The 25,328-nt window shown below is 66.2% G+C and carries 26 protein-coding genes; 17 read left to right on the top strand and 9 right to left on the bottom strand.

Features of this window, described 5'->3' with window-relative positions; genetic code table 11:
• The coding region (locus DU475_RS09640; protein ID WP_164631950.1) for an integrase core domain-containing protein at positions 1–269 on the top strand (269 nt) is incomplete at its 5' end.
• Here DU475_RS09640 and DU475_RS09635 read toward each other — a convergent pair.
• The 7 genes from DU475_RS09635 to DU475_RS09605 form a co-directional block, all read right to left on the bottom strand.
• Complete coding sequence (locus tag DU475_RS09635; protein ID WP_142882301.1) at positions 266–559, bottom strand: DUF3325 domain-containing protein; 294 nt, start codon at positions 557–559, stop codon at positions 266–268. The genes DU475_RS09640 and DU475_RS09635 overlap by 4 nt on opposite strands.
• The gene (locus tag DU475_RS09630) at positions 556–2,175 is read right to left on the bottom strand and encodes a PepSY-associated TM helix domain-containing protein (RefSeq protein ID WP_164631952.1); all 1,620 of its coding nucleotides are present in this window, start codon (positions 2,173–2,175) and stop codon (positions 556–558) included. The genes DU475_RS09635 and DU475_RS09630 overlap by 4 nt, the downstream gene beginning before the upstream one ends.
• A gap of 28 nt (positions 2,176–2,203) precedes the next feature.
• Positions 2,204–2,485, bottom strand: coding sequence for a DUF3649 domain-containing protein (locus DU475_RS09625; RefSeq protein ID WP_164631948.1), 282 nt, complete (start codon positions 2,483–2,485; stop codon positions 2,204–2,206).
• Complete coding sequence (locus DU475_RS09620) at positions 2,482–3,216, bottom strand: DUF4198 domain-containing protein (RefSeq protein ID WP_164631946.1); 735 nt, start codon at positions 3,214–3,216, stop codon at positions 2,482–2,484. Before DU475_RS09620 ends, DU475_RS09625 begins: the two co-directional genes overlap by 4 nt.
• Positions 3,217–3,290: 74 nt before the next feature.
• On the bottom strand, positions 3,291–5,612 hold the full coding sequence (locus DU475_RS09615; RefSeq protein WP_164631944.1) for a TonB-dependent receptor: 2,322 nt from the start codon (positions 5,610–5,612) through the stop codon (positions 3,291–3,293).
• 336 nt (positions 5,613–5,948) lie between these two features.
• Entirely contained in the window at positions 5,949–7,355 is a 1,407-nt protein-coding gene (locus DU475_RS09610) for a M20/M25/M40 family metallo-hydrolase (protein WP_164631943.1), read from the bottom strand.
• A 202-nt stretch (positions 7,356–7,557) separates the two neighbouring features.
• Positions 7,558–9,168, bottom strand: a complete 1,611-nt coding sequence (locus DU475_RS09605; protein ID WP_164631941.1) for a helicase HerA-like domain-containing protein — start codon at positions 9,166–9,168, stop codon at positions 7,558–7,560.
• Positions 9,169–9,504: 336 nt separating this feature from the next.
• Here DU475_RS09605 and DU475_RS09600 point away from each other — a divergent pair, with 336 nt between their 5' ends.
• The 16 genes from DU475_RS09600 to DU475_RS09525 all read left to right on the top strand — a co-directional run bounded on the left by DU475_RS09600 (position 9,505) and on the right by DU475_RS09525 (position 22,163).
• Positions 9,505–9,876: a hypothetical protein gene (locus tag DU475_RS09600; protein WP_013503362.1), complete on the top strand. Its 372-nt coding sequence runs from the start codon at positions 9,505–9,507 to the stop codon at positions 9,874–9,876.
• Between the two features lie 18 nt (positions 9,877–9,894).
• Positions 9,895–10,302 carry a DUF4332 domain-containing protein gene (locus DU475_RS09595; protein ID WP_013503363.1) on the top strand — a complete coding sequence of 136 codons (408 nt, stop codon included), beginning with the start codon at positions 9,895–9,897 and terminating at the stop codon, positions 10,300–10,302.
• Positions 10,303–10,367: 65 nt separating this feature from the next.
• Complete coding sequence (gene folP, locus DU475_RS09590; RefSeq protein WP_047308221.1) at positions 10,368–11,225, top strand: dihydropteroate synthase; 858 nt, start codon at positions 10,368–10,370, stop codon at positions 11,223–11,225.
• Entirely contained in the window at positions 11,222–11,587 is a 366-nt protein-coding gene (gene folB / locus DU475_RS09585) for a dihydroneopterin aldolase (RefSeq protein ID WP_013503365.1), read from the top strand. The genes folP and folB overlap by 4 nt, the downstream gene beginning before the upstream one ends.
• A gap of 1 nt (position 11,588) precedes the next feature.
• Positions 11,589–12,080, top strand: a complete 492-nt coding sequence (gene folK, locus DU475_RS09580) for a 2-amino-4-hydroxy-6-hydroxymethyldihydropteridine diphosphokinase (RefSeq protein WP_013503366.1) — start codon at positions 11,589–11,591, stop codon at positions 12,078–12,080.
• Positions 12,081–12,238: 158 nt separating this feature from the next.
• A complete protein-coding gene (locus tag DU475_RS09575; RefSeq protein WP_164631939.1) occupies positions 12,239–14,110 on the top strand; it encodes a methylmalonyl-CoA mutase subunit beta in 1,872 nt (623 codons plus the stop codon).
• Positions 14,107–14,571, top strand: coding sequence for a GFA family protein (locus DU475_RS09570; RefSeq protein WP_047308219.1), 465 nt, complete (start codon positions 14,107–14,109; stop codon positions 14,569–14,571). Before DU475_RS09575 ends, DU475_RS09570 begins: the two co-directional genes overlap by 4 nt.
• 62 nt (positions 14,572–14,633) lie before the next feature.
• Positions 14,634–16,793 carry a methylmalonyl-CoA mutase gene (scpA, locus tag DU475_RS09565; RefSeq protein WP_164631937.1) on the top strand — a complete coding sequence of 720 codons (2,160 nt, stop codon included), beginning with the start codon at positions 14,634–14,636 and terminating at the stop codon, positions 16,791–16,793.
• Between the two features lie 5 nt (positions 16,794–16,798).
• A complete protein-coding gene (locus DU475_RS09560) occupies positions 16,799–17,077 on the top strand; it encodes a type II toxin-antitoxin system Phd/YefM family antitoxin (RefSeq protein ID WP_110784423.1) in 279 nt (92 codons plus the stop codon).
• Positions 17,074–17,571 carry a type II toxin-antitoxin system VapC family toxin gene (locus tag DU475_RS09555; protein ID WP_164631935.1) on the top strand — a complete coding sequence of 166 codons (498 nt, stop codon included), beginning with the start codon at positions 17,074–17,076 and terminating at the stop codon, positions 17,569–17,571. Before DU475_RS09560 ends, DU475_RS09555 begins: the two co-directional genes overlap by 4 nt.
• Positions 17,572–17,575: 4 nt before the next feature.
• Positions 17,576–17,890 carry a nucleotidyltransferase family protein gene (locus DU475_RS09550; RefSeq protein WP_047308216.1) on the top strand — a complete coding sequence of 105 codons (315 nt, stop codon included), beginning with the start codon at positions 17,576–17,578 and terminating at the stop codon, positions 17,888–17,890.
• Positions 17,891–17,902: 12 nt separating this feature from the next.
• The gene (locus tag DU475_RS09545) at positions 17,903–18,235 is read left to right on the top strand and encodes a HepT-like ribonuclease domain-containing protein (protein ID WP_246700285.1); all 333 of its coding nucleotides are present in this window, start codon (positions 17,903–17,905) and stop codon (positions 18,233–18,235) included.
• A 40-nt stretch (positions 18,236–18,275) separates the two neighbouring features.
• Positions 18,276–19,067 (top strand): DUF3298 and DUF4163 domain-containing protein, encoded by a 792-nt coding sequence (locus DU475_RS09540; protein ID WP_164631931.1) that lies wholly within the window; start codon positions 18,276–18,278, stop codon positions 19,065–19,067.
• On the top strand, positions 19,051–20,043 hold the full coding sequence (gene meaB, locus DU475_RS09535) for a methylmalonyl Co-A mutase-associated GTPase MeaB (RefSeq protein ID WP_047308214.1): 993 nt from the start codon (positions 19,051–19,053) through the stop codon (positions 20,041–20,043). The genes DU475_RS09540 and meaB overlap by 17 nt, the downstream gene beginning before the upstream one ends.
• Entirely contained in the window at positions 20,040–20,687 is a 648-nt protein-coding gene (locus DU475_RS09530) for a pyroglutamyl-peptidase I (protein ID WP_013503376.1), read from the top strand. Before meaB ends, DU475_RS09530 begins: the two co-directional genes overlap by 4 nt.
• A gap of 117 nt (positions 20,688–20,804) precedes the next feature.
• Positions 20,805–22,163 carry a TIGR03808 family TAT-translocated repetitive protein gene (locus DU475_RS09525; protein ID WP_164631930.1) on the top strand — a complete coding sequence of 453 codons (1,359 nt, stop codon included), beginning with the start codon at positions 20,805–20,807 and terminating at the stop codon, positions 22,161–22,163.
• Positions 22,164–22,270: 107 nt separating this feature from the next.
• Here DU475_RS09525 and DU475_RS09520 read toward each other — a convergent pair whose 3' ends face one another.
• Together DU475_RS09520 and DU475_RS09515 are read right to left on the bottom strand one after the other, a co-directional pair.
• Positions 22,271–24,580 (bottom strand): TonB-dependent receptor, encoded by a 2,310-nt coding sequence (locus DU475_RS09520; protein ID WP_164631928.1) that lies wholly within the window; start codon positions 24,578–24,580, stop codon positions 22,271–22,273.
• A gap of 155 nt (positions 24,581–24,735) precedes the next feature.
• The gene (locus tag DU475_RS09515; protein ID WP_164631926.1) at positions 24,736–25,194 is read right to left on the bottom strand and encodes a hypothetical protein; all 459 of its coding nucleotides are present in this window, start codon (positions 25,192–25,194) and stop codon (positions 24,736–24,738) included.
• Positions 25,195–25,328: the final 134 nt, after the last annotated feature.

Raw genomic sequence — 25,328 nt, 5'->3', positions numbered from 1 at the left:
GAAACGCCTGCCACGCTCTCGGGCTCAAGCATATCCGCACCAGGCCATACACACCTAAAACCAACGGCAAAGCCGAGCGCTTCATTCAAAGCGCTCTGAGAGAATGGGCTTACGCGCAGGCCTATCCCTCATCCGACCGCCGAGCTGACGAACTCCCAATCTGGCTGCACCGATACAATTGGCATCGGCCCCATGGCGGCATAAAATCACAGCCGCCAATCAGCAGACTCGGACTCTCCGAGAACAACCTCTTGAGGCTCCACATCTAGCAGCGCACTCTGGCGGCGGCCCTGCGGCCGCAGCCGATCAGCGCGCAGTACACCAGGGCAGCGGCCAGTGTGGTGTGGCCGCTGAACTTGACCAGGCCGAAGCCCCAACCGGACACACCGACCAGCACCGCAAGTGCGATCGCCAACGCGCAGGTGCCGACAGCGCGTAGCGCAAACACCACCGGCCGGCGCAGCGAACGATGCAGGACATCGTGCTGCGGCCGGCGCAGCCCGAACGCCAGGGCCGTGAAACCCGCCAGGCAAAATACCTGCGCCAGAACGTGACTCATGTCGCGGCCTCGCCCGACATCGCCGGCATCTCTCCCCGCTTCGCCGAACGCCCCTTCGGACGTAGCTGTGCGCCGTGCCGCGCGGTGCGGATCGCCAGCACCGCATGCAGCAGCGCGAGCGCCAGGCACATCAGATCGGTGCCGGCGAACACCCAGTCGCCGACAGCGAGGCTGTGCCACAGCGGGCGCTGCGTGGTCGCGGCATTCAGCACCGGGATCAGCGCCAACAGCGCAGCCGCCGCCCAGAGCTGCTCGACCCACGCCGCTTTGGCCGGCCGCAGCAGCGCATGCAGCAGCGTCAGCCCCCAGACGATGAAGAACAGATGGACCTCCCAGAACGCCCGCTCCTGCATCTGAACAGGTAGCAGCCGGTTCGCCCACAGCAACGCCGTCATGGCGACCGACAGTCCGGCAATGCCGGCGATGTTCAGCCGCTCGACCAGGCGAAAGCCGACATGCGGTCGCTCCGGATCGGGTAGCTTCTGCCGCCGCTTCACCGTCCACATCACCAGCCCGGTGCCGACCATCGCGGTGCCCATCAGGCTGGCGAGGAAATACAGCCAGCGCGTCTCCAGATCGCTGAAGCGGCCGAGATGCAGCGCGTACATCACGCCGCGGGTTTCCGCCGCCGCGCCGACATGGTCGTGCACGGCGAGCAGCTTCCCGGTGACGCCGTCGAATTCGATGTATTCGGGACTCATCGATACGCGCCCGGCATCGCCGCGGGTCACCGCGATGCGGGCGGTCGCGTCGCCCGGATTGGCGGCGTTGACGCGCCCCACATCGGTCGTCCCCCAGCGCTGCTGCGCCTGCCGGACCATCGCCTCGATCGACCCCGGCTGCACCTTCTCGCCGCTCGGCTTGCCGGCCTGGATGAAGGCGTTCAGTTCGGCGGCGAGTTGCTGGCGTTCGGCGGGCGTCTTGATGGCGGCGCGTTCACCCCACGGCACGTACAGCGCCATCAGCGTCACCAACCCGGTGTAGGTGATCATCACGTGGAACGGCAGACCGAACACCGACAGCGCGTTGTGGGCGTCGAGCCACGCGCGCTGTCCCTTGCCCCAGCGGAAGGTGAAGAAGTCGGTGAAGATCTTCTTGTGGGTGATCACGCCGGCGACGATCGCCACCAGCATCGACATCGCTGCGAGACCGGCGAGCAGCCGTCCCCAGAACGGCGACATGTAGTAGAACTGGAAATGAAAGCGATAGAAGAAATCGCCGCCGAGCGTGCCCCGGGCCTCGATGCGATGGCCGGTCACCGGATCGAAGTGGCCTTCGCCGAACGCGCGCGCACCCTGACCGCCGGGAAGCCGCCAGAATGCATAGACGGTGTTGCTGCGTCCGTCGGGAAGCTTCATGCTCCACTGCGTCGCGCCCGGCGCGATCCGGCCGATCTCGTCGGCGACGCGCTGCGCCACGCGCGCCGGATCGAGAGCCTGCACCAGTCGGGGCTGCTCCGGCCGCATCCACTGCGACAGTTCCTCTCTGAAGAACGACACCGTTCCGGTGAGAAACATCGCATACAGCACCCAGCCGAGCAGCAGCCCGGACCAGGTATGCAGGCCGGACATGCTTTGCCGGATGCCGCGACTGGCGGCACGCTGATCATGCGGCATCGTCACGCCTCGCACCTCATCAACCTCATCAGGACGCCGACCACGCCAGCGGCCCCAGCACCGCGGCGACGAGCGCAAGGCCGATCCATGCTGTCAGCGCGCTACGCGCCGCGAACGCCCAGATCACGACCCCGGCACAGATCGCGAAGCTCGCGAGCTGGCCGGTGAGAACCGCCTGCGGCTTGCTGATCGGCAGCGCCAGCACCGCGACGCTGCAAAGCGCAGCCAGCGCGTAGCCGCCGACCAGCGCCGCGACGATGCGCGACGTCAGCGCACCGATCGACCGGATGCGGTGCGCCCGCGCGGTCATTTGCGCGGGGCGGACGGGGGCGCCGGTGGGCCGGCGGGAAGCGGCGGCAGTCCGTCGGCCTTCTCGTAAGTGACGGTGGTGGCGTAGCTCACCGCATCATACGGCTCGGCGCCGTTGGGGCCGGCACGCTCGCCCGCGGTCTTGTCGTTCATGCTGACTTCGGCGACGTAGACGCCCTGCCACGGCATATCGAAGGTGACGAGCCCCTGCGCATCGGTGTGCGCTTCCTTGGCCCAGCCCGACTGCGTCGCCAGCGTCACCTTGATCTTCGGCTTCGGCTGGTCCTTGAACACCAGCTTGAACTGGCCCGGCTGCCCGGTCGGCACCAGATCGAGCGGCAGCTTCGGCTGCTGCGCGGCGAAGCCGGTGATCAGCCGCGCGGCGGGATAGAACCAGTTTCGCACCTCCTTGTCCTGCTGCTTCCAGGTATACAGCGGATAGCCGGCGTCTTCGACGACGATGCTATCGCCGGCGGCCGCGGCGAACGGCAGCTTGAAGCCGCTCGCGATCTTGCTCGCCTCGGCCTTCTGCTCGCCCATGGCCGACAGCAGCGTCGCCGTCACCTTGGAGAACTTGTCGAGCAGTCCGGGCGAGACTTCGCGCAGGTTTTCGCCGAACTCGCCGAACCGCACCACGGCGCCGCCGTCCGCCTGCTCGATCCAGATCTGGTGCGCCTGTGCGGAGGTCATCGCGCCGAGCGTTGCGAGCATTGCGAGAGAGAGCTTCTTCATTCCGATCACCTCGTTTCGAAACATGGGTGCCCGGCACAAGGCCGGGCACGGTGCCTATCGAATCGCGTGCGCGATCAGAAATCGAATGCAGCGGACAACAAGTAAGTCCGCGGCGCGCCGACGGTGACGAAGGTGCCGGTGGTCAGCCAGTAGTTTTCGCCGGTGACGTTTTCGACGCTGGCACGGAAGGTGACCGGCTTGCCGGTGATCGCGGTCGTGGTGTAGCGCGCGCCGATGTCGAGCCGCGTCCAGTCCGGGAAGCGCTGCGTCGGCAGGTTGGCGCTCGTCAGATACGAGCCCGAGGTGTAGATCACCCGGCCGTTGAGCGCGAGCCCGCGCACCCAAGGCGTGTCCCAGTCGAGGCCGGCGGAAACGGTCGTATCAGGTACGCCGGCCGCATCGTTGCCGCGCTCCAGCGGATTGCTCGGATTGGTCAGCTCGGGCTTCAGGAAAGTCGCGCTGGCCATGCCGCGCAAGCCGGGCATCAGTAGGCCGTACACCGACAGCTCGACGCCGCGGTTGCGCTGCTCGCCGTCATAGGCGAGTTCGTTGGCCGCGTTGCGGATCGAATTCGGCCGCGTGATCTGGAACACCGCCGCGGTAGTGGTGATCGTGCCCCAATCGACCTTGATGCCGGCTTCCTGCTGCTTGGATTTGTAGGGCGCCAGCACTGCGCCGGTGTTGGCGTAACCCGCACCGACAATGGTGCCGCGCGTCAGGCCTTCTGCATAGTTGGCGTACAGCGACACGTTGTGCCACGGTTTGATCACGATGCCGGCGAGCGGCGTCGTGGCGCTGGCATCGTAGCCGCTGGTCAGCGCCCCGGTGGTGGTGTTGAAGCTGTCCACCTTCACGTTCTGCTGGCGAGCGCCGAGCGTCAACAGCACCGTGTCGTTCAGGAACGAAATCGTGTCGGCAATCGCAACGCTGGTCAGCGTCGTATCAGACGACTTCTGCGGAGCGTTGCGCGCACCCGTGACGAACGGCAGCGGCGACGGATTGTAGATGTTCGACGGCACCGACTGCGCCGCGGAGTTGGCCACATAGGCGTTGCCGGCTTCCTGATTGAAGCCGGTGTAGGCGACGTTGACCGAGTGGCCGATGAAGCCGGTGTTGAACTTGGCCCGTACGCCGGCATTGCCGCTGACCGTCTGGGTGTAGGAGTCGTAGTAAGCGTTGATCAGCCGGAAATTGCCGAACTGATCGATGCCACCGGTATAGCCGGAGACCCGTGAATCCGGGAAGGTCTGGTAGTTTTCGCCCTGCCGATAACCGAGGCCGGCATAAGCGGTCAGCCAATCGGTGATGTCGTATTCTAGCCCCGACGCGATGGTGTGATCCCGCTGGTTCAGCACCGTTCCGGGGTACCAGTTACTGCGCGCGTCCGGCGGCGCGGGAATGAACGGGACCCCGGTCTGGATGGTCATCTGCGGGCGGAAGTTCTTGGTGTCGTCGTTCTGGGTGATGGCGTCCAGCGTCCAGCGCAGCCGATCGCTCCTATAGTCGACCGACAGTGCCGCGACGCCGCTTCGCCAATTGCCACCGTCGACCGTGGCTTCGCCGTTACGCGCGACGCCGTTGAAGCGGACACCCCATTCCTTGTTGGCGCCGAACCGCTGGCTCGAGTCGAGCTGAACGCCATAGTTTCCGGCGCTCATGAAGAACGGTGTGATCCGCGCGAACGGCACCTCGGTGGCGCGCTTGGTGACGATGTTGACGGCGCCGCCGATGCTGCCGCTGGGCGCGATGCCGTTGATCAGCGCGCCGGGACCCTTGAGCAGTTCGATGCGCTCGATGATTTGTGCCGGCACACGGCTCGACGAGACCAGGCCGTACAGACCGTTGAGGCCGATATCCGTCGCATTAACCTGGAAGCCGCGGATCTGGAACGTGTCGTCAAAACCGTTCGGCCCCGTCGACAACCGCACCGAGGAATCGTTGATCAGCGTGTCGGCCGCGGTGCGGGCCTGCTGGTTCTCGATCAGTTGCGAGGTGTAGTTCACGGTCGAGAACGGCGTGTTCATCACGCTGGTCGAGCCGAGCAGGCCGAGCGTGCCGCCCTGCGCCACCTGGCCGCCCGCATAGGCCGGCGCCGGGGCGCCGATGGTGCGGGTCGAGCCCATCGTGGTCGGCGGCGCGGCCGGAGGCGGTGGCGGCTCGGCGGCGCGGCGCGGCGCTACCCGCGCGGCGCGCTGCGGCGTGGCGCGCGGCTGCGCGGTGCGTGTGGCGGCACGCGTGCGCTGCTGCGGTGCATCGACCGAGACCGGCGGCAGCACGCGCCGCTCGGCTTCCTGCGCCCGCACCGGCGACGCACCCAGGCTCGCCACAGTGGCCGTGACGACGCCCGCAGCGACGCCCAAGTACAGACGATTCTTGTTGCTCTTGAAGTTGCTCACTCGACGCCCCCAGTTCACGTGATCGGTGCCGGGGTAGGAGATGCGGAATAGTGAGGCAACGTAGTGCGATTTAGAATTAGTATACGCCGATCAGTAACCCTCCAGGGCGATTTAGAAGACCTCTATTGTTCCGTCTGTGGCCCTGTTGCACGACTGAAGACTGATCGGTGCACCGGTCATGACAGAAAAGCTCGACCGAGCAAGCGTTCGCACGGAGCGACGCGACCGCTGACAGCGTCGCGTCACGAGCTAGAACGATTCTGATTTTGCACGGCGTCGGCGCGGACCTGCGAAAGGCTCGCGCGAAACGAGGTGACGTTATGACGCGGTGCTATTTCACCGCGACGCATCGTCCAGCGCGCCGAGAATCCGCACCCAGGAGCGAATGCCCTTCTGGAAACTGGTCAGGTCGTATTTTTCGTTCGGCGAATGGATGTTGTCGTCGTCCAGTCCGAAGCCGATCAACACCGAGTCGAGACCGAGCGTGCGCTTGAAATCGGCGACGATCGGGATCGAGGCGCCGGAGCCGATCAGCACCGCATCCTTGCCCCACTCCTCGGTCAGCGCAGACCTCGCCGCAGTGAGCGGCTTCATGTCCCACGGCAGCGCGATTGCCGCTCCGTTGGAGTGATCGAGGAATTCGGCGCGGCAGTCGCCCGGCAGCCGCGCGGTGACGTAGGCGCGGAACGCATCGCGGATCTTGTTCGGGTCCTGCCCCTCGACGATCCGGAACGACACCTTGGCCGAAGCCTCCGCGGCGATGACTGTCTTCGAGCCCTCGCCGGTGTAACCGCCGACGATGCCGTTGATGTCGCAGGTCGGCCGCGAGATCAGTTGCTCGATCAGCAGACGATCGTCTTCGCCGGCGGGGATCGACAGCCCGATCGGACCGAGGAAGCTCTCGGCGGTCAGGTTCAGCCCCTTCCACTGCGCCAGGATTTCCGGCGGCAGATCCTTCACGCCGTCGTAGAACCCCGGAATGGTGATGCGGCCGTGCTCGTCGTGCAGACCGCCGAGAATGCGCGTCAGCACCCGGATCGGATTCTGCGCGCCGCCGCCATAGACGCCGGAGTGCAGATCGCGGTTCGCCGCCTTGATCTTCACCTCTTCATAGACGAGGCCGCGCAGCGAGGTGGTGATCGCCGGCGTGTGCCGGTCCCACATCCCGGTGTCGCAGACCAGCGCGAAGTCGGCAGCGAGATCGTTCTTGTTGGCGTCGAGGAACGGCACGAAAGTCTTGGAGCCGACCTCCTCCTCCCCCTCGATCACGATAGTGAGGTCGATCGGCAAGTCGCCGGTGACGTTCTTCCAGGCGCGGCAGGCTTCGATGAAAGTCGAGAGCTGGCCTTTGTCGTCCTGCGCGCCGCGCGCCACGATGATCTTGCGGCCGTCGGCATGGTCGGCGATCACCGGCTCGAACGGCGGACGGTGCCACAGCTCGAGCGGATCGACCGGCTGCACGTCGTAATGGCCGTAGAACAGCGCGTGCGGCCGCTTGCCGGTATTGCCCTTGGCCTTCGCGACGATCGCGGGATGGCCAGCGGTCGGCCTTACCTCGGCATCGAACCCGATCGAGGCGATGTCGGCGCAGAGATGCTCGGCCGCCGCCTTGCAGTCCGCCGCGAACGCCGGATCGGCCGAGATCGACTTGATCCGCAGCAGCGCGAACAGCCGCTGCAAGGCGGCGTCGAAATCGGCATCGGCGCGGGCGAGCACCGTTTGAACGTGAGAGCTGGCGGACATGATGTCTTCCTTCTTTAGATGTGTCCGATGCCGCGGCCCTCATCCTTCGAGACGCGGCCTAACGGCCGCTCCTCAGGATGAGGAAGCTGCGACATGTCGCAAAGAGCGAACAAAGGCGATCTCGCACAGCCTCATGGTGAGGAGGCGCGCAGCGCCGTCTCGAACCATGCTGCCACGCGCCTGTGTCCAAACCGCAAACGCCTCACCGCCGCAGCATGCCGCCGAGCGTGCCACGCACGATCGAGCGTCCGACCGAACTGCCGAGCGATCCGCCGACCTTCTTGCCGAGCTCGGCTGCGACGCCGCCGACCACCGTGGTGGCGACGGTGCGGGCGACGTTGCGCGCCACCACCTGGCCGGTGGTGAGCTTGCCGCGCGGCGTGTTGGTGCCGAACACGGTCGAGAACAGCCCGCCGAGCTGACCGAGGATGCCGCCACCACCCGGCTCCGCGTCGGCGTCGCCGGATTTGCCTTCGATCCGCGCACGCAGCATCTCGTAGGCGGATTCGGAATCGATCGCGGTATCGTATTTGCCCCGCACCGGGCTCGCGGCGATGATCGCCTTGCGCTCCTCCGGCGTGATCGGTCCGATCCGCGCCGCCGGCGGCCGCACCAGCACGCGCTCGACCATCGCCGGCGTGCCGTTGCCTTCGAGGAACGACACCAGCGCTTCGCCCTTGCCGAGCTCGGTGATCGCCTTGGCGGTATCGAGCTTTGGGTTCGGCCGGAAGGTGTCGGCCGCCGCCGCCACCGCCTTCTGGTCGCGCGGCGTGAACGCGCGCAGCGCGTGCTGCACCCGGTTGCCGAGCTGCGCCAGCACCCGGTCCGGCACGTCGATCGGGTTCTGGGTGATGAAGTACACGCCGACGCCCTTGGAGCGGATCAGCCGCACCACCTGTTCAATTTTGTCCATCAACGGCTTCGGCGCGTCGTTGAACAAGAGATGCGCCTCGTCGAAGAAGAACACCAGCTTGGGCTTGTCGGGATCGCCGAGCTCCGGCAGCTCCTCGAACAGCTCCGACAGCATCCACAGCAGGAAAGTCGCGTACAGCCGCGGGCTGGACATCAGCTTGTCGGCCACGAGAATATTGACGAGGCCGCGGCCCTGGCTGTCGGTGCGGATGAAATCCTTGAGCTGCAGCGCCGGCTCGCCGAAGAATTTCTCGCCGCCCTGATTTTCCAGGACCAGAAGCTGACGCTGGATGGTGCCGACGGTCTGCTTGGTGACGTTGCCGAGCGACTGCGCGGCCTGGCGGATATCGGCATTGACGTCGCCGTTTTCCGCGACCTTCTGGGCGATCGGCGCGATCGCATCGAGCATCGCGCGCAGATCCTTCATGTCCATCAGCGGAAGGCCCATGTCGTCGGCGACACGGAACGCGACGTTGAGCACCCCCTCCTGCACGTCGTTGAGATCGAGCATCCGCGACAGCAGCAGCGGTCCCATCTCGGAAACGGTGGCGCGCACCGGATGGCCCTGCTCGCCGAACACGTCCCAGAACACCGAGGTGAACTGGTCGGGCTGGAATTTCAGCCCGATCTCCTGGGCGCGCTTCAGAATGAAGTCCTTGGCTTCGCCGACTTCGGCGATGCCCGACAGGTCGCCTTTGATATCGGCGGCGAACACCGGCACGCCGGCGCGCGCAAAGCCTTCGGCCATCACCTGCAGCGATACGGTTTTGCCGGTGCCGGTAGCGCCGGTGACCAGGCCGTGGCGATTGGCGAGTCCCAGCGTCAACCAGGCCGGCTGCTCCCCTCTACCGATAAAAATCTTGTCCTCGGTATCACCGCTAACGATGCCGGTCGCCGCCATCTGGTCGTTTCCTCCGCTTCAGAACAATCTCACCGGCGATCGGTCGCCTGGCGCAACACGCATCCTGCCTATCACAATGGAACCATTCAACGACGATCGCGGCGAGACGTTGTCGCAATATTCATCCTATCGCGGGCAACAACCTCGGATGCGTGGATTGCCGCCGGTGCGAAAGCGTATCTCGCGACCGCACTTTTGCAATGTTGCAACACTGGCGGGACGAATCATTCGAAACGACTGCCACCAACACGGGGGTCGCTTGTGTTTCGTGGCAGAGCGGATCAGGATGATTTGAGAACATGGACCGGTGCTAAGAGCCGGCGTGGCGGGGGCGTGATGGACGAGTTGATTGAAAGGCTGGCCGACAAGGCCGGTCTGGACAAATCTGTTGCCGGCAAGACCATCGGCATCATTCTCGCCTTTCTCCGCAATGAAGGTCCGCAGCAGCCGGTCCAGGCCCTGATCGACAGCATTCCGGGCGCTGAGGCTGCAATCGAAGCGGCGGGCTCCTCGCGCAGCGGGCTGAGCCGTCTGATCGGCGGAAGCGGCGTGATGGCGATGGGAACGAAGCTGCTCGGACTCGGTCTCAGCATCTCCGACATCAAGACGATTGCCCGCGAGCTGTTCAAGGTCGGCCGCGACAAGATCGGCGCGGAGCAGATGGCCGCCATCGTGGATGGCACGCCCGGCCTCCGCCAATTCACCTGAACATTCGTATCGAGTGCCATGACATATCCAATTTCCCAGCTCGACGGCATCACCGAGGTGGCCGCGAGCAAATTGAAATCGGTAGGAATTCGCACCACCGAAGCGCTGCTCGAAGCCGCCCGGACCGTGAAGGGGCGCAAGGCGCTGGCCGCGAAGACCGGCCTCACCGAGCAGCAATTGCTGCAATGGGCCAACCTCGCCGATTGCATGCGCGTGCCCGGCCTCGGCAAGGCCAAGGCCGACCTGCTGCGCGCTGCCGGGGTCTCGACGCTGCGCGAGTTCACCCACCGCAATCCGGCGCGGCTGGCGCAGAACATGAAAGAGGCCAATCTCAAGCGCAAACTGGTGCGCTCTCTGCCCTCCGAGAAGGAGGTCGGTCAACTGATCGAACAGGCTCGCAAGCTGCCATTGAAAATCACCTACTGAGGTCCGGCGCGCCGGCGCAGACCGCCGCTTGACAGGCTTTGGCAGACCGCGCAAAGCGCTGGCGTATGATCGCTTCCCCGTCGCTGCCCGCATCGCCCGCCGCTCCGACCGAGACGCCGCAGTTGCGCGAGCTGCTGGCGCGTCCCGCCGCGGCGGTGATGGGCATTCTCAACGTCACGCCGGATTCGTTCTCGGACGGCGGCGATTATCTCGCACCCGAGCAGGCGCGGGCCCATGCGGCCGAGATGATCGCAGATGGCGCCGAGATCATCGACATCGGCGCGGAATCCACCCGTCCCTACGGCTCGCAGCCGGTGCCGGCGGCCGAGGAGCTGCGGCGGCTCCAGCCAGTGCTGGAGGCGGTGGTGGCGCTCGGCACGCCGGTGTCGATCGACACCATGAAGGCCGAGGTCGCCGCGTGGGCGCTCGACCACGGTGCGGCGATCGCCAACGACGTCTGGGGGTTGCAGCGCGATTCCGAGATGGCCGGCGTGATCGCTGCGCGCGGCGCGCCGGTGATCGTGATGCACAACCGCGACGCCGCCGACCCGGCAATCGACATCGTCGCCGACATCAATGCATTCTTTGAACACTCGCTGACGATCGCTGCGAAGGCCGGCATCGCCGAGGAACTGATCGTGCTCGATCCCGGCATCGGCTTCGGCAAAACGCCGCAGCAGAGCATGATCACGCTGGCTCGGCTGCGCGAATTCGCGGCGTTCGGCCGGCCGCTGCTGATCGGCGCCTCGCGCAAGCGCTTCATTAGTACGGTGGTGCCGAGCGAACCGAAGCAGCGGATCGGCGGCTCGCTCGCCGCACATCTGATCGCCGTCGAGAACGGCGCCAGGATCATTCGCGCGCACGACGTCGCCGCGACCTCGCAGGCGCTCAAAGTCGCCCACGCCATCAGGGACAGCCGATGAACGACACCATCTTCATTACCGGCCTCGTGCTGCACGCCCGCCACGGCGTGATGGATCACGAGACCGAAGTCGGCCAGCGCTTCGTGATCGATCTCGAACTCACCGCGGATCTGTCCGAATCCTCGCGCACCGACAAACTGTCCGACACGGTGTCGTATTCCAATGTGGTGGCGTGTACCACCGCCGCGTTCAAGGACGCCAACTACCGGCTGCTGGAGCGCGCCGCCGGCGCGGTGGCCGATGCGATCCTGACGAGCTTCGACAAGATTGCCGCGGTGAAAGTGACGGTGCACAAACCGCACGCGCCGATCCCGGCGATCTTCGACGACGTCGGCGTGATCATCACCCGCAGGCGGAGCTGAGATGCCGCGCGCCCTGATCGCGCTCGGCGGCAATGTCGGCGACGTTCGCGCCACGTTCGACAAGGCGATCGCCAACATCTGCGGCATGACCCAGGCCGAACTGATCGCGCGCTCCCCGGACTACGCGACGCCGCCTTGGGGCGACGAGCAGCAGGACCGCTTCGTCAATGCCTGCATCGAGATCGAATGCCGTCTGGATCCGCTGTCGTTGCTGCAGGTGCTGCATAAGATCGAGAAACGCTTCGGCCGCGACCGCGCCAGCGAACGGCGCTGGGGCCCGCGCACGCTCGATCTCGACCTTCTCGCCTACGACGACGCCGTGATCAATCGACCGGACCTGACGCTGCCGCATCCGCGGCTGTTCGAGCGCGCCTTCGTGCTGGTGCCGCTGCTCGACATCGTGCCGGATCAGATGATCGCCGGTCGCTCGCTGAAAGACGCCCTCGCCGGGCTGTCGACCGCCGGCATCGAGCGGCTGCCAGATCGCGGCTGAGCCGCCGCTTTATAGGAATATCCCGCAACACGGTTGCCGCACCGCAGCAGCGGCCGATCTCGTCCTTATTGCCTCAAACAACTGTTTGGCATCGCCGGCCGCACGTGGCATTTTCCGGCCAAATCACGTTCCGGTATTCTGGGAGTTCGATTTCACCGATGTCTTCTGCAAATCAAGAGCTGCGGCTCGCCGCCGATTTCGCCCCGGCCGGCTATGAAGATTGGCGCAAGCTGGTCGACGGCGTTCTGAAGGGCGCGCCGTTCGAGAAGCTGATCAGCAAGAGCTCCGACGGCATCCAGATCGATCCGATCTATGTGCGGGCGCGCGACGCCGCGCCGATCGCCGGCCGCGCTCCCGCGGCGCCGTGGCGGATCATGCAGCGGGTCGATCACCCGGAGCCGAAGGAAGCCAACAAGCTGGCTCTGCAGGATCTCGAAAACGGCGCCACCGGCCTGACGCTGGTATTCGCAGGCAGCGTCGGCGCGCGCGGCTTCGGTCTGCCGGCCACGCAGGAGGCGATCGCGCAAGCGCTGGAGAGCGTGCATCTCGACGCCGGCATCGCGGTCGAACTGCAATTTCCGCCGCAGTCCTGCGACGTGGTCCGCCACCTCGCCGACCTGATCAAGAGCCGCGGCACCAATCCGGCCGCCTGCGACATCCGCTTCGGCATCGATCCGCTCGGCGCGCGCGCCGTGCAGGGATCGAGCGCCACCGAATGGAGCGAGATCGCCAAGGGCATCGGCCAAGTCGCCACCGGCCTCGCCGGCGCCGGCTTCAACGGTCCGTTCCTGGTCGCCGACGGCCGCGTCATCCACGATGCCGGCGGCTCTGAGGCGCAGGAGCTGGCCTATGTGCTCGGCTGCAGCGTCGCCTATCTGCGGGCGCTGGAGACCGCCGGCGTGTCGCTCGAGGCAGCCCGCGGCATGATCTATGCCCGGCTGTCGGCGGACGCCGATCAGTTCCTGACGCTGTCCAAGTTCCGCGCGCTGCGGCTGCTCTGGGCGCAGGTCGAACAGGCCTGCGGCCTCGCGCCCAAGCCGCTGTTCGTCGCCGCCGAGACCGCGTGGCGAATGCTGACCCAGCGCGATCCTTACGTGAACATGCTGCGCGCCACGATGGCGACTTTCGCCGCCTCGCTCGGCGGTGCCAATTCGGTGCAGGTGCTGCCGCACACGCTGGCGCTCGGCCTGCCGGACAGCTTCGCGCGCCGCGTCGCCCGCAACACCCAGCTCGTCCTGCTGGAAGAGTCCAACCTCGACAAGGTCGCCGATCCGGCCGCCGGCGCCGGCGGCATCGAAGCGCTGACCAAGGAGCTGTGCGACGCCGCCTGGGCCCAGTTCCAGGAGATCGAGCGCGCCGGCGGCGCGCTCGCCGCGCTGCGGGCCGGCCTGATCCAGCCGAAGGTCGCGGCGACCCGCAGTGTCCGTGACAAGGCGATCGCCAAGCGCCGCGACGTGCTGACCGGCGCCTCCGAGTTTCCGAACCTGCACGAAGCCCAGGCCAAGGTGCTGGACGTCCAGCCGGCCGCGGTGCCACCGGCCGACGAGCCCAGGATCAGCTTCGCGGCGCTGGGGCCGATCCGTCTTGCCACGCCGTTCGAGGCGCTGCGCGACAAGTCCGACGCGGTGCTCGCCGCCAAGGCGTCGCGGCCCAAGGTGTTCCTCGCCAACCTCGGCACGCCGGCCGACTTCACCGCCCGCGCGACCTTCGCCAAGAGCTTCTTCGAGACCGGCGGCATCGAGGCGATCGACAGCGAAGGCTTCGCTGATCCGGCGGCACTCGCCGAAGCCTTCAAGGCGTCCGGCGCGGCGTTCGCCTGCCTGTGCTCGTCCGACAAGGCCTATCCGGCCTATGCGGCTCCGGCCGCCCAGGCCCTAGCCGCTGCTGGCGCGAAGCAGATCTATCTGGCCGGCCGCCCCGGCGAGCAGGAGGCCGCTTTGCGCGAGGCCGGCGTGCAGGAGTTCGTGTTCGCCGGCGGCGACGCGCTGGCGACGCTGAGCGACGCCTGGAAGGGCATCGAAGCGGCATGACCGGGACCGGCAAAGCGGTGCTCTCCGGCGGCTGCCAGTGCGGCGCGATCCGCTACGCGCTGTCGGCGCCGCCGCTGCGCACCGCGCTGTGCCATTGCCGGATGTGCCAGAAGGCGACTGGCGGTCCGTTCGCCTCGATGGCCGAAGTCGCCAAGGACAGCTTTGCCTGGACCCGCGGCAAGCCAGCGTCGTTCCGCTCCTCCTCGGTCGCCGAGCGCGACTTCTGTAAGGATTGCGGCACCCCGCTGGGCTATCGGCTACTCTTCTGCGACAGCATCGAGATCATGACCGGAACCTTCGACCGGCCGGATCGGGTGGTCCCGACCCTGCAGTACGGCATTGAGGCCCGGCTCGGCTGGACCGGCACCATCGCGAACCTGCCGGGCAAGACCACGGCGCAGAACTACGGACCCGACAGGATGGCGCAAGTGTTCAGCTATCAGCAGCCGGACCACGATTAACCCGACGAAATGACGAAAAACGGCAGCCGTGCTAGGATGGGCTGTAGTGAGATCAGATAAAAATGAGCAAGATTCCGAACTTCGCCGAGATCGCGTTCCGGCCCACCGCCGCCCCTGCGCCTGCAGGTGAGGCCCAGCCGTGGCTGACGCCCGAAGGCATCCTGGTCAAGCCGGGCTACTCCGAGGCGGATGTCGCCGGCATTGATTTCCTCGACACCTGGCCGGGCGTCGCGCCGTTCCTGCGCGGCCCCTACCCGACCATGTACGTCAACCAGCCGTGGACGATCCGGCAATATGCAGGCTTCTCGACCGCGGAAGATTCCAACGCATTCTATCGCCGCAACCTCGCCGCCGGTCAGAAGGGTCTGTCGGTGGCGTTCGACCTCGCCACACACCGCGGCTACGACAGCGATCATCCGCGCGTCGCCGGCGACGTCGGCATGGCCGGCGTGGCGATCGACAGCATCTACGACATGCGCACGCTGTTCGCCGGCATCCCGCTCGACCAGATGAGCGTGTCGATGACCATGAACGGCGCGGTGCTGCCGATCCTGGCGCTGTACGTCGCCGCCGCCGAGGAACAGGGCGTCTCTCCGGAGAAGCTGTCGGGCACCATTCAGAACGACATTCTGAAAGAATTCATGGTGCGCAACACCTACATCTATCCGCCGGTGCCCTCGATGCGGATCATCTCCGACATCTTCGCCTACACCTCGCAGAAGATGCCGAAGTTCAACTCGATCTCGATCTCCGGCTACCACATGCAGGAAGCCGGTGCGACGCAGGATCTCGAGCTCGCCTACACGCTCGCCGACGGCGTCGAATACGTCCGCGCCGGCATCGCGGCAGGCCTCGACGTCGACAAATTCGCGCCGCGGCTGTCGTTCTTCTGGGCAATCGGCATGAACTTCTTCATGGAAGTCGCCAAGATGCGCGCCGCACGCCTGCTGTGGGCCAAGCTGTTGACGCAGTTCGATCCGAAGCAGCAGAAGTCGCTGAGCTTGCGCACCCACTGCCAGACCTCGGGCTGGTCGCTCACCGCGCAAGACGTGTTCAACAACGTCCCGCGCACCACGATCGAGGCGATGGCCGCCACCCAGGGCCACACCCAGTCTCTGCACACCAACGCGCTCGACGAGGCTCTGGCGCTGCCGACCGACTTCTCCGCCAGAATTGCGCGGAATACGCAGTTGTTCTTGCAGCAGGAGAGCGGCACCACAAGGATCATCGATCCGTGGGGCGGCTCGTACTACGTCGAGCGGCTGACCCACGACATCGCGGTCAAGGCCTGGGCTCACATCCAGGAAGTCGAAGCGCTCGGCGGCATGGCCAAGGCGATCGAAGCCGGCGTTCCGAAGCTGCGCATCGAGGAAGCCGCCGCCAAGACCCAGGCGCGGATCGACACCGGCCGGCAGTCGGTGATCGGCGTCAACAAGTACAAGCCGACCGACGAGGCTCCGATCGACGTGCTCAAGGTCGACAATTCGACCGTGCGCCGGCTGCAGATCGACAAGCTCGGCCGGTTGAAGAAGGAACGCGTCCAGGCCGACGTCGACGCCGCGTTGGCGGCGCTGACCCGCTCGGCTTCGGAAGGCAACGGCAACCTGTTGGCGCTGGCAATCGACGCCGCGCGCAAGAAGGCCACCGTCGGCGAAATCTCCGACGCGCTGGAGAAGGTCTATGGCCGGCATCGCGCCGAGATCAAGTCGATCACCGGCGTCTACAAGCGGGAGGTCGCATCGATGGCGGACCGGATGGAGAAGGTGCAGGCGCTGATCGACGCGTTCGAGGACGCCGAGGGCCGTCGCCCGCGCATCCTGGTCGCCAAGATCGGCCAGGACGGCCATGACCGCGGCCAGAAGGTGATCGCCTCGGCGTTCGCAGACATCGGCTTCGACGTCGATATCGGGCCGCTGTTCGCGACGCCGGAGGAAGCGGCGCGGCAGGCGGTGGAGAACGACGTCCACATTCTCGGCGTATCGTCGCTGGCCGCCGCGCACCTCACCGCGGTGCCGGAACTCAAGGCCGCGCTGAAGAAGCAGGGCCGCGACGACATCATGATCATCATCGGCGGCGTGGTCCCGCCGCAGGATTACGATGCGCTGTACAAGTCCGGCGCCGAGGCGATCTTCCCGCCCGGCACCGTAATCGCCGACGCCGCCGAGGAGCTGATCCATAAGCTCAACGCCCGGCTCGGCCATTCCAGCCAGGCGGCGGAGTAGCTGCAATGAAGCATGTTGCCATCGACGACGCAAAGTCTCGGCTTGAAGCGTTGGTGGCTGAGATCGAGTCGAGCGGCGACGACGTTGTGCTTACTCGCAACGGCGTTGCGGTGGCACGGCTGGTGCGGGAGGGGCCCCAGTCGCGGCACCTCGAGCTGACGCCCGAGCAGATCGAGAAACGCCGACAAGCAATCGCCAGCATTCGCGAACGTGCGGCGGCGATCGACCTGAAAGCGACGCCCGAAGAGATCAAAAGCTGGATCAACGAAGGGCGTCGTGTTTGATTGTTCTCGATGCTTCAATCACGATCGCCTGGCTACTCAACGAGACAGGCTTCTCCGCGCGAGAGCTGAGCGAGGCCATCTTGAGCGAAGCCGTGATTGTGCCGGCGCACTGGTCGATGGAAGTCGGAAACGTTCTTCTGACCAACCTGAGACGAAAGCGAATCGCGGCGCACGACGTCGACGCTGCGCTCTCCGACTTGGCGACGCTGGACATCGAAATCGAACCGCCAATTCGGTCGGCACAGATGTCCGATCTGTTGCGCTTCGCGCAGGACTACGGATTGACGTACTACGACGCGGCCTATCTCAGCTTGGCTCGTGACAGGGGCGCGACGCTCGCCACACTGGATCGCCAGATGCAGCATGCGGCGGTTAACGCCGGTGTGGTCATATTCCCGACCACGTCCTCAAACAATTGGCCTGAGCGTTCGGCCATCTTCCGCGGGCGCTCGGCAACTGTGTCGTGCACAGATATGGCGTCTGTGGTAGGATGACGGTATGACCTCCGTCATCGACATGCCGCTGGACACCATCCTCGCCAGATTGCGCGAGAGGGGCGATGCATTGCGCGCCGAAGGCGTGGCCAAGCTATATGTGTTCGGCTCGCGTGCCCGCGGTGACGCGCGACCCGACAGTGATCTGGACGTGCTGGTGGAGGTGCTGCCGGATTACGAGCTGACTTGGAAGACGCCGCTTGATGTCGGCGACATCTGCGAAGCGGCTACAGGCATCCCGACACACGTCATGCTGCCCAGCGAGTTGACTCCACGTATCAGGGAGCGAATGGCCGACGATCTTGTCGAGGTGCTGTGAATGCCCCCTTCGATGGAAGACAGGCTCCTGGACATTCTGCGCTCGACGTCTCGTGTCCTAAGCCTCGTCGAGGGACGCAGCTTCGATGAATTCTCGCAAGACGAAGTGCGCCGTATGGCGGCCGAGCGTTATCTGGAGATCGTCTGCGAGGCAGCACGCAAACTCCCGGATGAGCTGAAGCACGAGGCGACCGACATAGACTGGCGTAAGATGACCGACTTTGCCAATCGGCTGCGTCATGCCTACCACGCGATCGACGTCGAGATCGTCTGGGACATTATCCATCATCATGTCCCTCCTCTGCGTTCCTTCGCCGAGCGGCGCATCGGCGCCGCCAATTCGTAATCGCTTTACCCTTCTCCTCGTGACTGTGGTTAGGCTCGATATGCTCTCATCTCACTTCCGTGTTTACCCGCTCGTCATTCTGGCCTGTCTGGCGATCGGCTCCCCCGCCCTCGCCGAGCCGGCGAAGCCGAAGCCCGACTTCGCCGTCAAGACCAAGGCGATCGACGGCACGGTGATGCTCGATGCAGCGATCAAGGCCGATGCCAAGCTCGCCGAGAATTGCTTGGCCGAGGGCAAGACATGGATCGCTCAGCAGCGCACCGAGGCCGAGCCGGAATACAAGAGCGATCCGGCGCTGTTCCGCAACGGCCCGTGGACCTACGAGCGCAGCTACGCGGTGGATTCGGAGGTCGCCGGCCGCTACGTCTCGGTCCTGCGCACCGACTACAGCTACACCGGCGGCGCCCATCCCAACACCGAGATCGACACCATTCTGTGGGAAAAGCAGCTCGGCAAGCGCATCAGCATCCGGCCGTTCTTCACCGATCTGTCCGACGGCAGTCCGGCGATGCAGGCGATGGTCAAGGGCGTGATCGCAGCGCTGAGGGCCGAGAAGAAAGCGCGCGGCACCGAGGATGACGGCGAGGACTACGTCAAGAGCATCGAGCCGAAGCTACTGAAGATCGGCCCGGTGACGTTGGCGCCGTCGACCGAATCCGGCAAGAGTTCCGGCCTGAAGTTCCACTACGCTCCCTACGCCGTCGGAGCCTATGCCGAGGGCAACTACGATGCCTTCGTGCCGTGGACCGCGCTGAAGCCGTATTTGTCGGCGGAAGGCCGCGCGATCTTCGGCGGCGAGCGCCCGAAAGGCGATGATGACCGCAACAAGTAAGAAACCGATCGATTTGCCGTCGCTGGCCAGCGAGGTCCGCAGTGGCCATCGCGCCGCGCTGGCGCGCGCCATCACCCTGATCGAGAGCCGCCGCGCCGACCATCAGGCGTCCGCGCGCGCGCTGGTGCAGGAGCTGCTGCCCGACACCGGACGCGCGATCCGGGTCGGCATCACCGGCTCGCCCGGCGTCGGCAAGTCGACGACCATCGACGCGCTCGGGATGTATCTGATCAGCCAGGGCCACAAGGTCGCGGTGCTGGCGGTCGATCCGTCCTCGGCGCGCACCGGCGGCTCGATCCTCGGCGACAAGACCCGGATGGCGCGGCTGTCGGCCGAACCAAACGCCTTCATCCGCCCCTCGCCGTCCTCGGGCACGCTCGGCGGCGTCGCCGCCAAGACCCGCGAGGCGATGCTGCTGTGCGAGGCCGCCGGCTTCGACGTCGTGCTGGTCGAGACCGTCGGCATCGGCCAGTCCGAAACGGCGGTCTGCGACATGACCGACTTCTTCCTGGCCCTGATGCTGCCCGGCGCCGGCGATGAGCTGCAGGGCATCAAGAAGGGCCTGGTCGAGCTCGCCGACATGATCGCCATCAACAAGGCCGACGGCGACAACATCCCCCGCGCCAATCTCGCCGCCGGCGAGTATCGCGCCGCGCTGCATATCCTGACGCCGCGCTCGATGCATTGGCAGCCGCCGGTGATCACCTACTCGGCCGCGACCGGCAACGGCATCGCCGAGCTGTGGCAATCGGTGCTCGACCATCGCACCGCGACGACGCCGTCGGGCGAGTTCGACGCGCGGCGGCGCGAGCAGCAGGTCAAATGGATGTGGACGCTGCTGGAAGATCGCTGGAAGGCGAAGCTGCGCAGCGATCCTTCGATCCGCGCGAAGGTCAGATCCACCGAGGCCGCCGTCGCCGAAGGCACGATCACCCCGACGCTCGGCGCCGATCAGGTCGCGGAGCTGATCGGGTGAGCGGCCTGCGCATCCTGATCACCGGCTTCGGACCGTTTCCCGGTGCGCCGTTCAATCCGACTCCCGCGCTGGTCGACCGTCTCGTGAAATTGCGCCGACCGGCATTGGACGACGTCACGCGCGCCGGCCACGTCTTCAACGTCAGCTACCGCGCGGTCGATCGCGACCTGCCGGCGCTGCTGGCGCAGCATCGGCCCGATGCGCTGCTGATGTTCGGCCTCGCCGCGTCGACCCGGCACGTCCGGATCGAGACCCGCGCCCGCAACGCCATCACCACGCTGTGGCCCGACGCCGAGCAGGTGACGCTGCGCCACGGCCAGATCGCGCCAGGCGAAGCTGCGCGCGGGTTCGGTCCGCATGGCGCGAGGCTGGCGCGCGCAGCGCAGCTCACCGGGATCGATGCGCGGCTGTCGCGCGACGCCGGGCGCTATCTGTGCAACTATCTGTGCTGGCGCGGGATCGAGGCGACGCAGGCGCCGGGCGGCCCGCGCCTCACCGCCTTCGTGCACGTGCCGCTGATCAGCCGCGACGGCACCGCTTGGCCGGGAAGTCGGATCACCGCCGAGCATCTGGTCGATGCTGGCGAGGCCATGCTGCTCGAACTGGTGCGGCTGACCCGCGCGGCACGCCGCGCCGCAGCCTGAGCCGGGTTAACCCTACGGCCAAACATCGCTACTCCGGCGCGGCGCGATCGTCAGCGCCACGGCAGATTCTGCGTTAGTTCTGGTCGCAGCAGATCATCGCACAGGAGCACGCGCGCCATGGCCCCGCACCGCCGCGACGTCCTCGGCATTCTGGCATCCGCCGGCGCGCTGGCGCTAACCGCCACCCCGCTCGCCGCCGCTCCGACGTCGCGCCGCGGCCGCGATGCCGCGCTGTCCGGCGTCCGTCCTGATAGTTCCGAAGACCAGACCACCGCCCTGCAACGCGCGATCGACGACGCCGCCACGCGGCGCGTGCCGCTGGCGCTGCCGCCGGGCACCTATCGCACCGGCCGGCTGAGGCTGTCGTCCGGCGCGCAGCTCTCCGGCGTGCGTGGCGCCACCCGCCTGCTCTTCACCGGCGGGCCATCGCTGTTCGACAGCCAGGGCGCGGAGACGGCGACGCTGTCCGGTCTCGTCATCGACGGCGCCGGCATTCCGCTGCCGAGCCGGCGGGGCCTCGTGCACTGCATCGAGGCGCAGGACTTGCTGATCCAGGATTGCGCGATCACCGCCAGCGGCGGCTCCGGCGTCTGGCTGGAGGCGACGTCCGGCGCGATCAGCAACAACACATTGACGAAGATCGCGGTCACCGGCGTGGTGTCGTTCGACGCCAAGGGGCTGCGCGTCGATCGCAACACCATCATCGACACCAACCACAACGGCATCGAAATCCTGCGCACCGCGATCGGCGACGACGGCACGCTGGTCACCGGCAACCGGATCGAGAACATCAAGGCCGGCCCGGGCGGCTCGGGCCAGTACGGCAACGCCATCAACGCCTTTCGCGCCGGCAACGTGGTGATCAGCGGCAACCGCATCAAGGATTGCGATTACTCCGCGGTGCGCGGCAATTCCGCCTCGAACATCCAGATCACCGGCAATAGCGTGTCCGACGTGCGCGAGGTGGCGCTGTATTCGGAATTCGCTTTCGAAGGCGCGGTGATCGCGAGCAATACCGTGGACGGCGCCGCGCTCGGCGTCTCGGTGTGCAATTTCAACGAAGGCGGACGACTCAGCACCGTGCAGGGCAACATCATCCGCAACCTCAGGCCGAAGCGGCCGATCGGCACCGCGCCGGACGACGACGCCGGCATCGGCATCTATGTCGAAGCCGACACCGCGGTGTCGGGCAACGTGATCGAGAACGCACCCTCGTTCGGCATCGTCGCCGGCTGGGGCAAGTATCTGCGCGACGTCGCGATCACCGGCAATGTCGTGCGCAAGAGCTTCATCGGCATCGGCGTCTCGGTGATGGACGGCGCCGGTACCGCAACGATCACCGGCAACACGATCGCCGAAACCCCGCGCGGCGCAGTGGTCGGCCTCGATCATGCAACACCGGTGACGCCGGATCTGACCCTGCCGGGCGCCACGCGGTTCACCCAGGTCGCGCTCGGCAGCAATTCGGTGCGGTGAAAACAGTCCCGCGCCCGACCGAGCGGTCATTCTCCTCGCAATGATTCCTGCCTTAGCGGACAACGCGAAGGGGCCGCTCCCGAAATTGGAAGCGGCCCCGAACGCGATCAGAACGACACCGTCAGTCGCGTGTTGAACGAGCGGCCCATGCCGGGCACGCCGTAGCCCCAGATCGGGGAGGAGCCGCCCATCATCGAGGCCGCGCGGTAGTCGACGAGGTCGGCCCCGCCGAGCGGCAGGGTGTAGAACTTGTCGAACACGTTATCGACGCCGATGTCGAGCCGCACATTCTCCCAGCGATAGCCGGTGCGCAGGTTGAGCAGCGCGTAGGCCGAGGTGGTGGTTTCGTTGCGCACTTCGCTCACCTGGGTCTTGGCGCCGACCAGTTGCAGCTCGATGCCGTTGACCCAGCCGCCGAGCTCGTGATCGAGCCCGAGCTTCGCGTTGACCGGCATCACGTGATACAAATTGATGCCGTCGGTGCGCCGGCCGTGCACGTAGGCGAACTGGCCGCGGAGTACGCCCCGGCCGTAAGCCGAATTGTCCCACGCCGTCAGCCGCCCGTCGAGATTGACGCCGTAGAGTTCGGCGTCGTGGTTGGCGAACTGCAGGAACACGAAGGCGCTACTCTTGGTCAGGTTCGCCGCATTGCAGCTCGAGCTGCCCGCGACGAAGCAGCGGTTCACGTCGATGTAGTCCTGCACATAGCTGTAATACGGCGTAACCCGGACCTCCCACAGCTTCTGCGCCGGATCGTGCCACGCCGCGGTGAAGCTCACCGTATGAGCCTTCTCCGGAGCGAGATCGACGTTGCCGACATAGCCGTTGCCGTCGCCGAACCAGCCGATCATCTTCATCGCCATCGCGGTGTTCGACCAGGTGTAGCGCTCATACAAATTCGGCGAGCGGGTCTTGCGCGCGAGGCCGAGCTCGAACTGGCTGATCGCGTTGGGTTCATAGCGGATCAGCGCCGAGCCGTCGAAATTGACGTCGGTGCGGTCGCGGTCGCCGCCATTGAAGCGTGCCGCATCGGCTGCGTACATCGAACTGTAGCCCTGGACGTTCCCCGTCCCCATCCACACCACATCGTTGCGCAGGCCGAACAGCGTCGTCCATTCCCGATTCCAGTGCCGCTCCCACTCGACGAAGGTGCCGAGCCGGGTGCGGCGGCCGTCGTTGATGTTGATGAAGGTGTTGGGCGACATCATCATCCCGGAGCCCGGCACCGGATCCCACCAGTCGTCGAGGCGGTACGCATGGGTCTCGTTGCCGATGCGGATCAGATCGTGGTCAGAGGCGATCACCGACGCCTTGATATTGTAGCCGAGGTCGGTGCCGCGGGTATCCATCGGCATGTCGGCGATCTTGTCCGGCGCGATGAAGCCCATGGTGTGCCGGATGCGGTGATAGAACGCCGACGTCTCCAGCTTGCCCCAGTCGAACACGCCGTCGTAGCGGCCGTTGACGAACATCGAGCGGTTGGACACCATGTCCATGTACTGGTTGACGTAGCCCTGATACGGGATGAACTGCCCGCCGACCTGCAGCGTGAACAGGTTGCCGGCGCTCTGCCGCGAGATGCTGACGGCGTGGTTCTGCACCTCCCACAGCGTCGACTTCACCGTCATGCCGTTGCCGGCCTTGTAGTTGCCCGAGCGGGCCCAGCCGCCGGTGTAGGTGACGCTGGTGTCCTGATTGGCGATCGTGGCGCGCGCATCGACGCCGTAGGCGTTGCCGTTGCTGCGATAGAAGCCCGAGACCGTCGCGGTGGTCAGCAGGCTCGGCCCGGTTGCGAACAGCGGCGGCGCGGTGGTGACGTCGATCTTGCCGCCGATGTAGTCGCCGCCGACACTGACCGGCGCGACGCCGAGATAGGCGCGCATGCTGGCGATCATCTGCGGGTTGACGAAGGACAGCGGCGGATTCATCTCGTTCGGGCATGCCGGGCTGATCAGCATCGAGTTGATCGCCACCTGCACGCGATCGGCGCCGACGCCGTTCAGCGCCGGCAGGCTGGAGACGCCGCCGGCGCCCCACACCGCGCCGCCGGGAATGTCGGTGACCAACGACGCCGTATCGCTGGTGCCGAGGCTGCGCGCTACTGCCGCCGAGCCCGGCAGCGTGGTGGCCGAGGGGGAGACCGGCTCGGCCGCCGGCGCTGCGGGCGGCGGCGGCATGGCGGCGGCGCGGATCACCGGACCGCGCTGCGGCGAGGTTGTCGGGGCGCGAACGCGCGGCTTGGCACGTGGCTTGGCGGAATCGACCACGATGGTCGACAGACTGCTCGCCGCTTGTGCCGAAGCCGGCGATGGCGACAACGCGATGGCGGAGACGGCAAACGCCGCTAACGGCAGCGACAGCAGCGAGGTGGACAGCAGCAGGGACCGGCGCAGGCCGGCGCAGGAAATGGACGACATGACGAGAACTCACGGAAAGTCGAGCGCGCGCAGCATCGGGCTGGCGCAGGACATCTGACGCCGTGCGCTGCAACGAGCAGACGCGACGGTGACAGCAGCGAAACGGCAAGGCATCGCCGTCGCAGGCCGAAGCGCGCGATCAGCGATCGGTGCGGTTACGCTAGCTCCGGAGGTCCGCGAGCGGAATGCGACGAGACCGGGGCGCTACGCGGAGCGGCCTCGGTCGGCGGCCAGCGCTGAGCGAGCCAGGCCCAGGCCAGACTCGGCGCCGCGGTGACGACCTGCGACGGCGGCGGAAGGCTGCAGATCAGAATGCAGGCAATGCACTTGAAGTGCACCACCACGCGATCCTGCGAGTCGGCGGGCGCGGAGGTGTCGATCGAGTGGCAGATGCCGGCGCTGCTGAGAACCTCGAGCGAGCTGGCACCCGCGGGTGGCATCACCGACAAGGCGATCTGCAGCAGCAGCGCGAACGTGACTATCCAACAGGTCGACATCCGCAGCGCGGAGGCGAGCCAGTCGGAATGGGAGCGGAACACAGGCAAGCGGTTCGGACGACGCGGATGCGCGGCCGATGCCGTCTCCTTCACCTCGCTCCGCAACACCCTCAGCACATGCGTCCCCAGCCTGTGCGGCACAGGTAATCACAGTGTCGAAGGTGCAACAATACAGTGAAGCATTAAGATACCGCACTTCATGATATTTGGAATAGTTGTCACTATTTGAACACAGGCGGCATCTGAACACG

This window comes from Rhodopseudomonas sp. WA056, assembly GCF_010906995.1.
Taxonomy (GTDB): Bacteria; Pseudomonadota; Alphaproteobacteria; order Rhizobiales; family Xanthobacteraceae; genus Rhodopseudomonas; species Rhodopseudomonas palustris_G.
The sequence above is the reverse complement of the archived record's forward strand: the minus strand, read 5'-3'. Positions and strand labels throughout refer to the sequence as shown.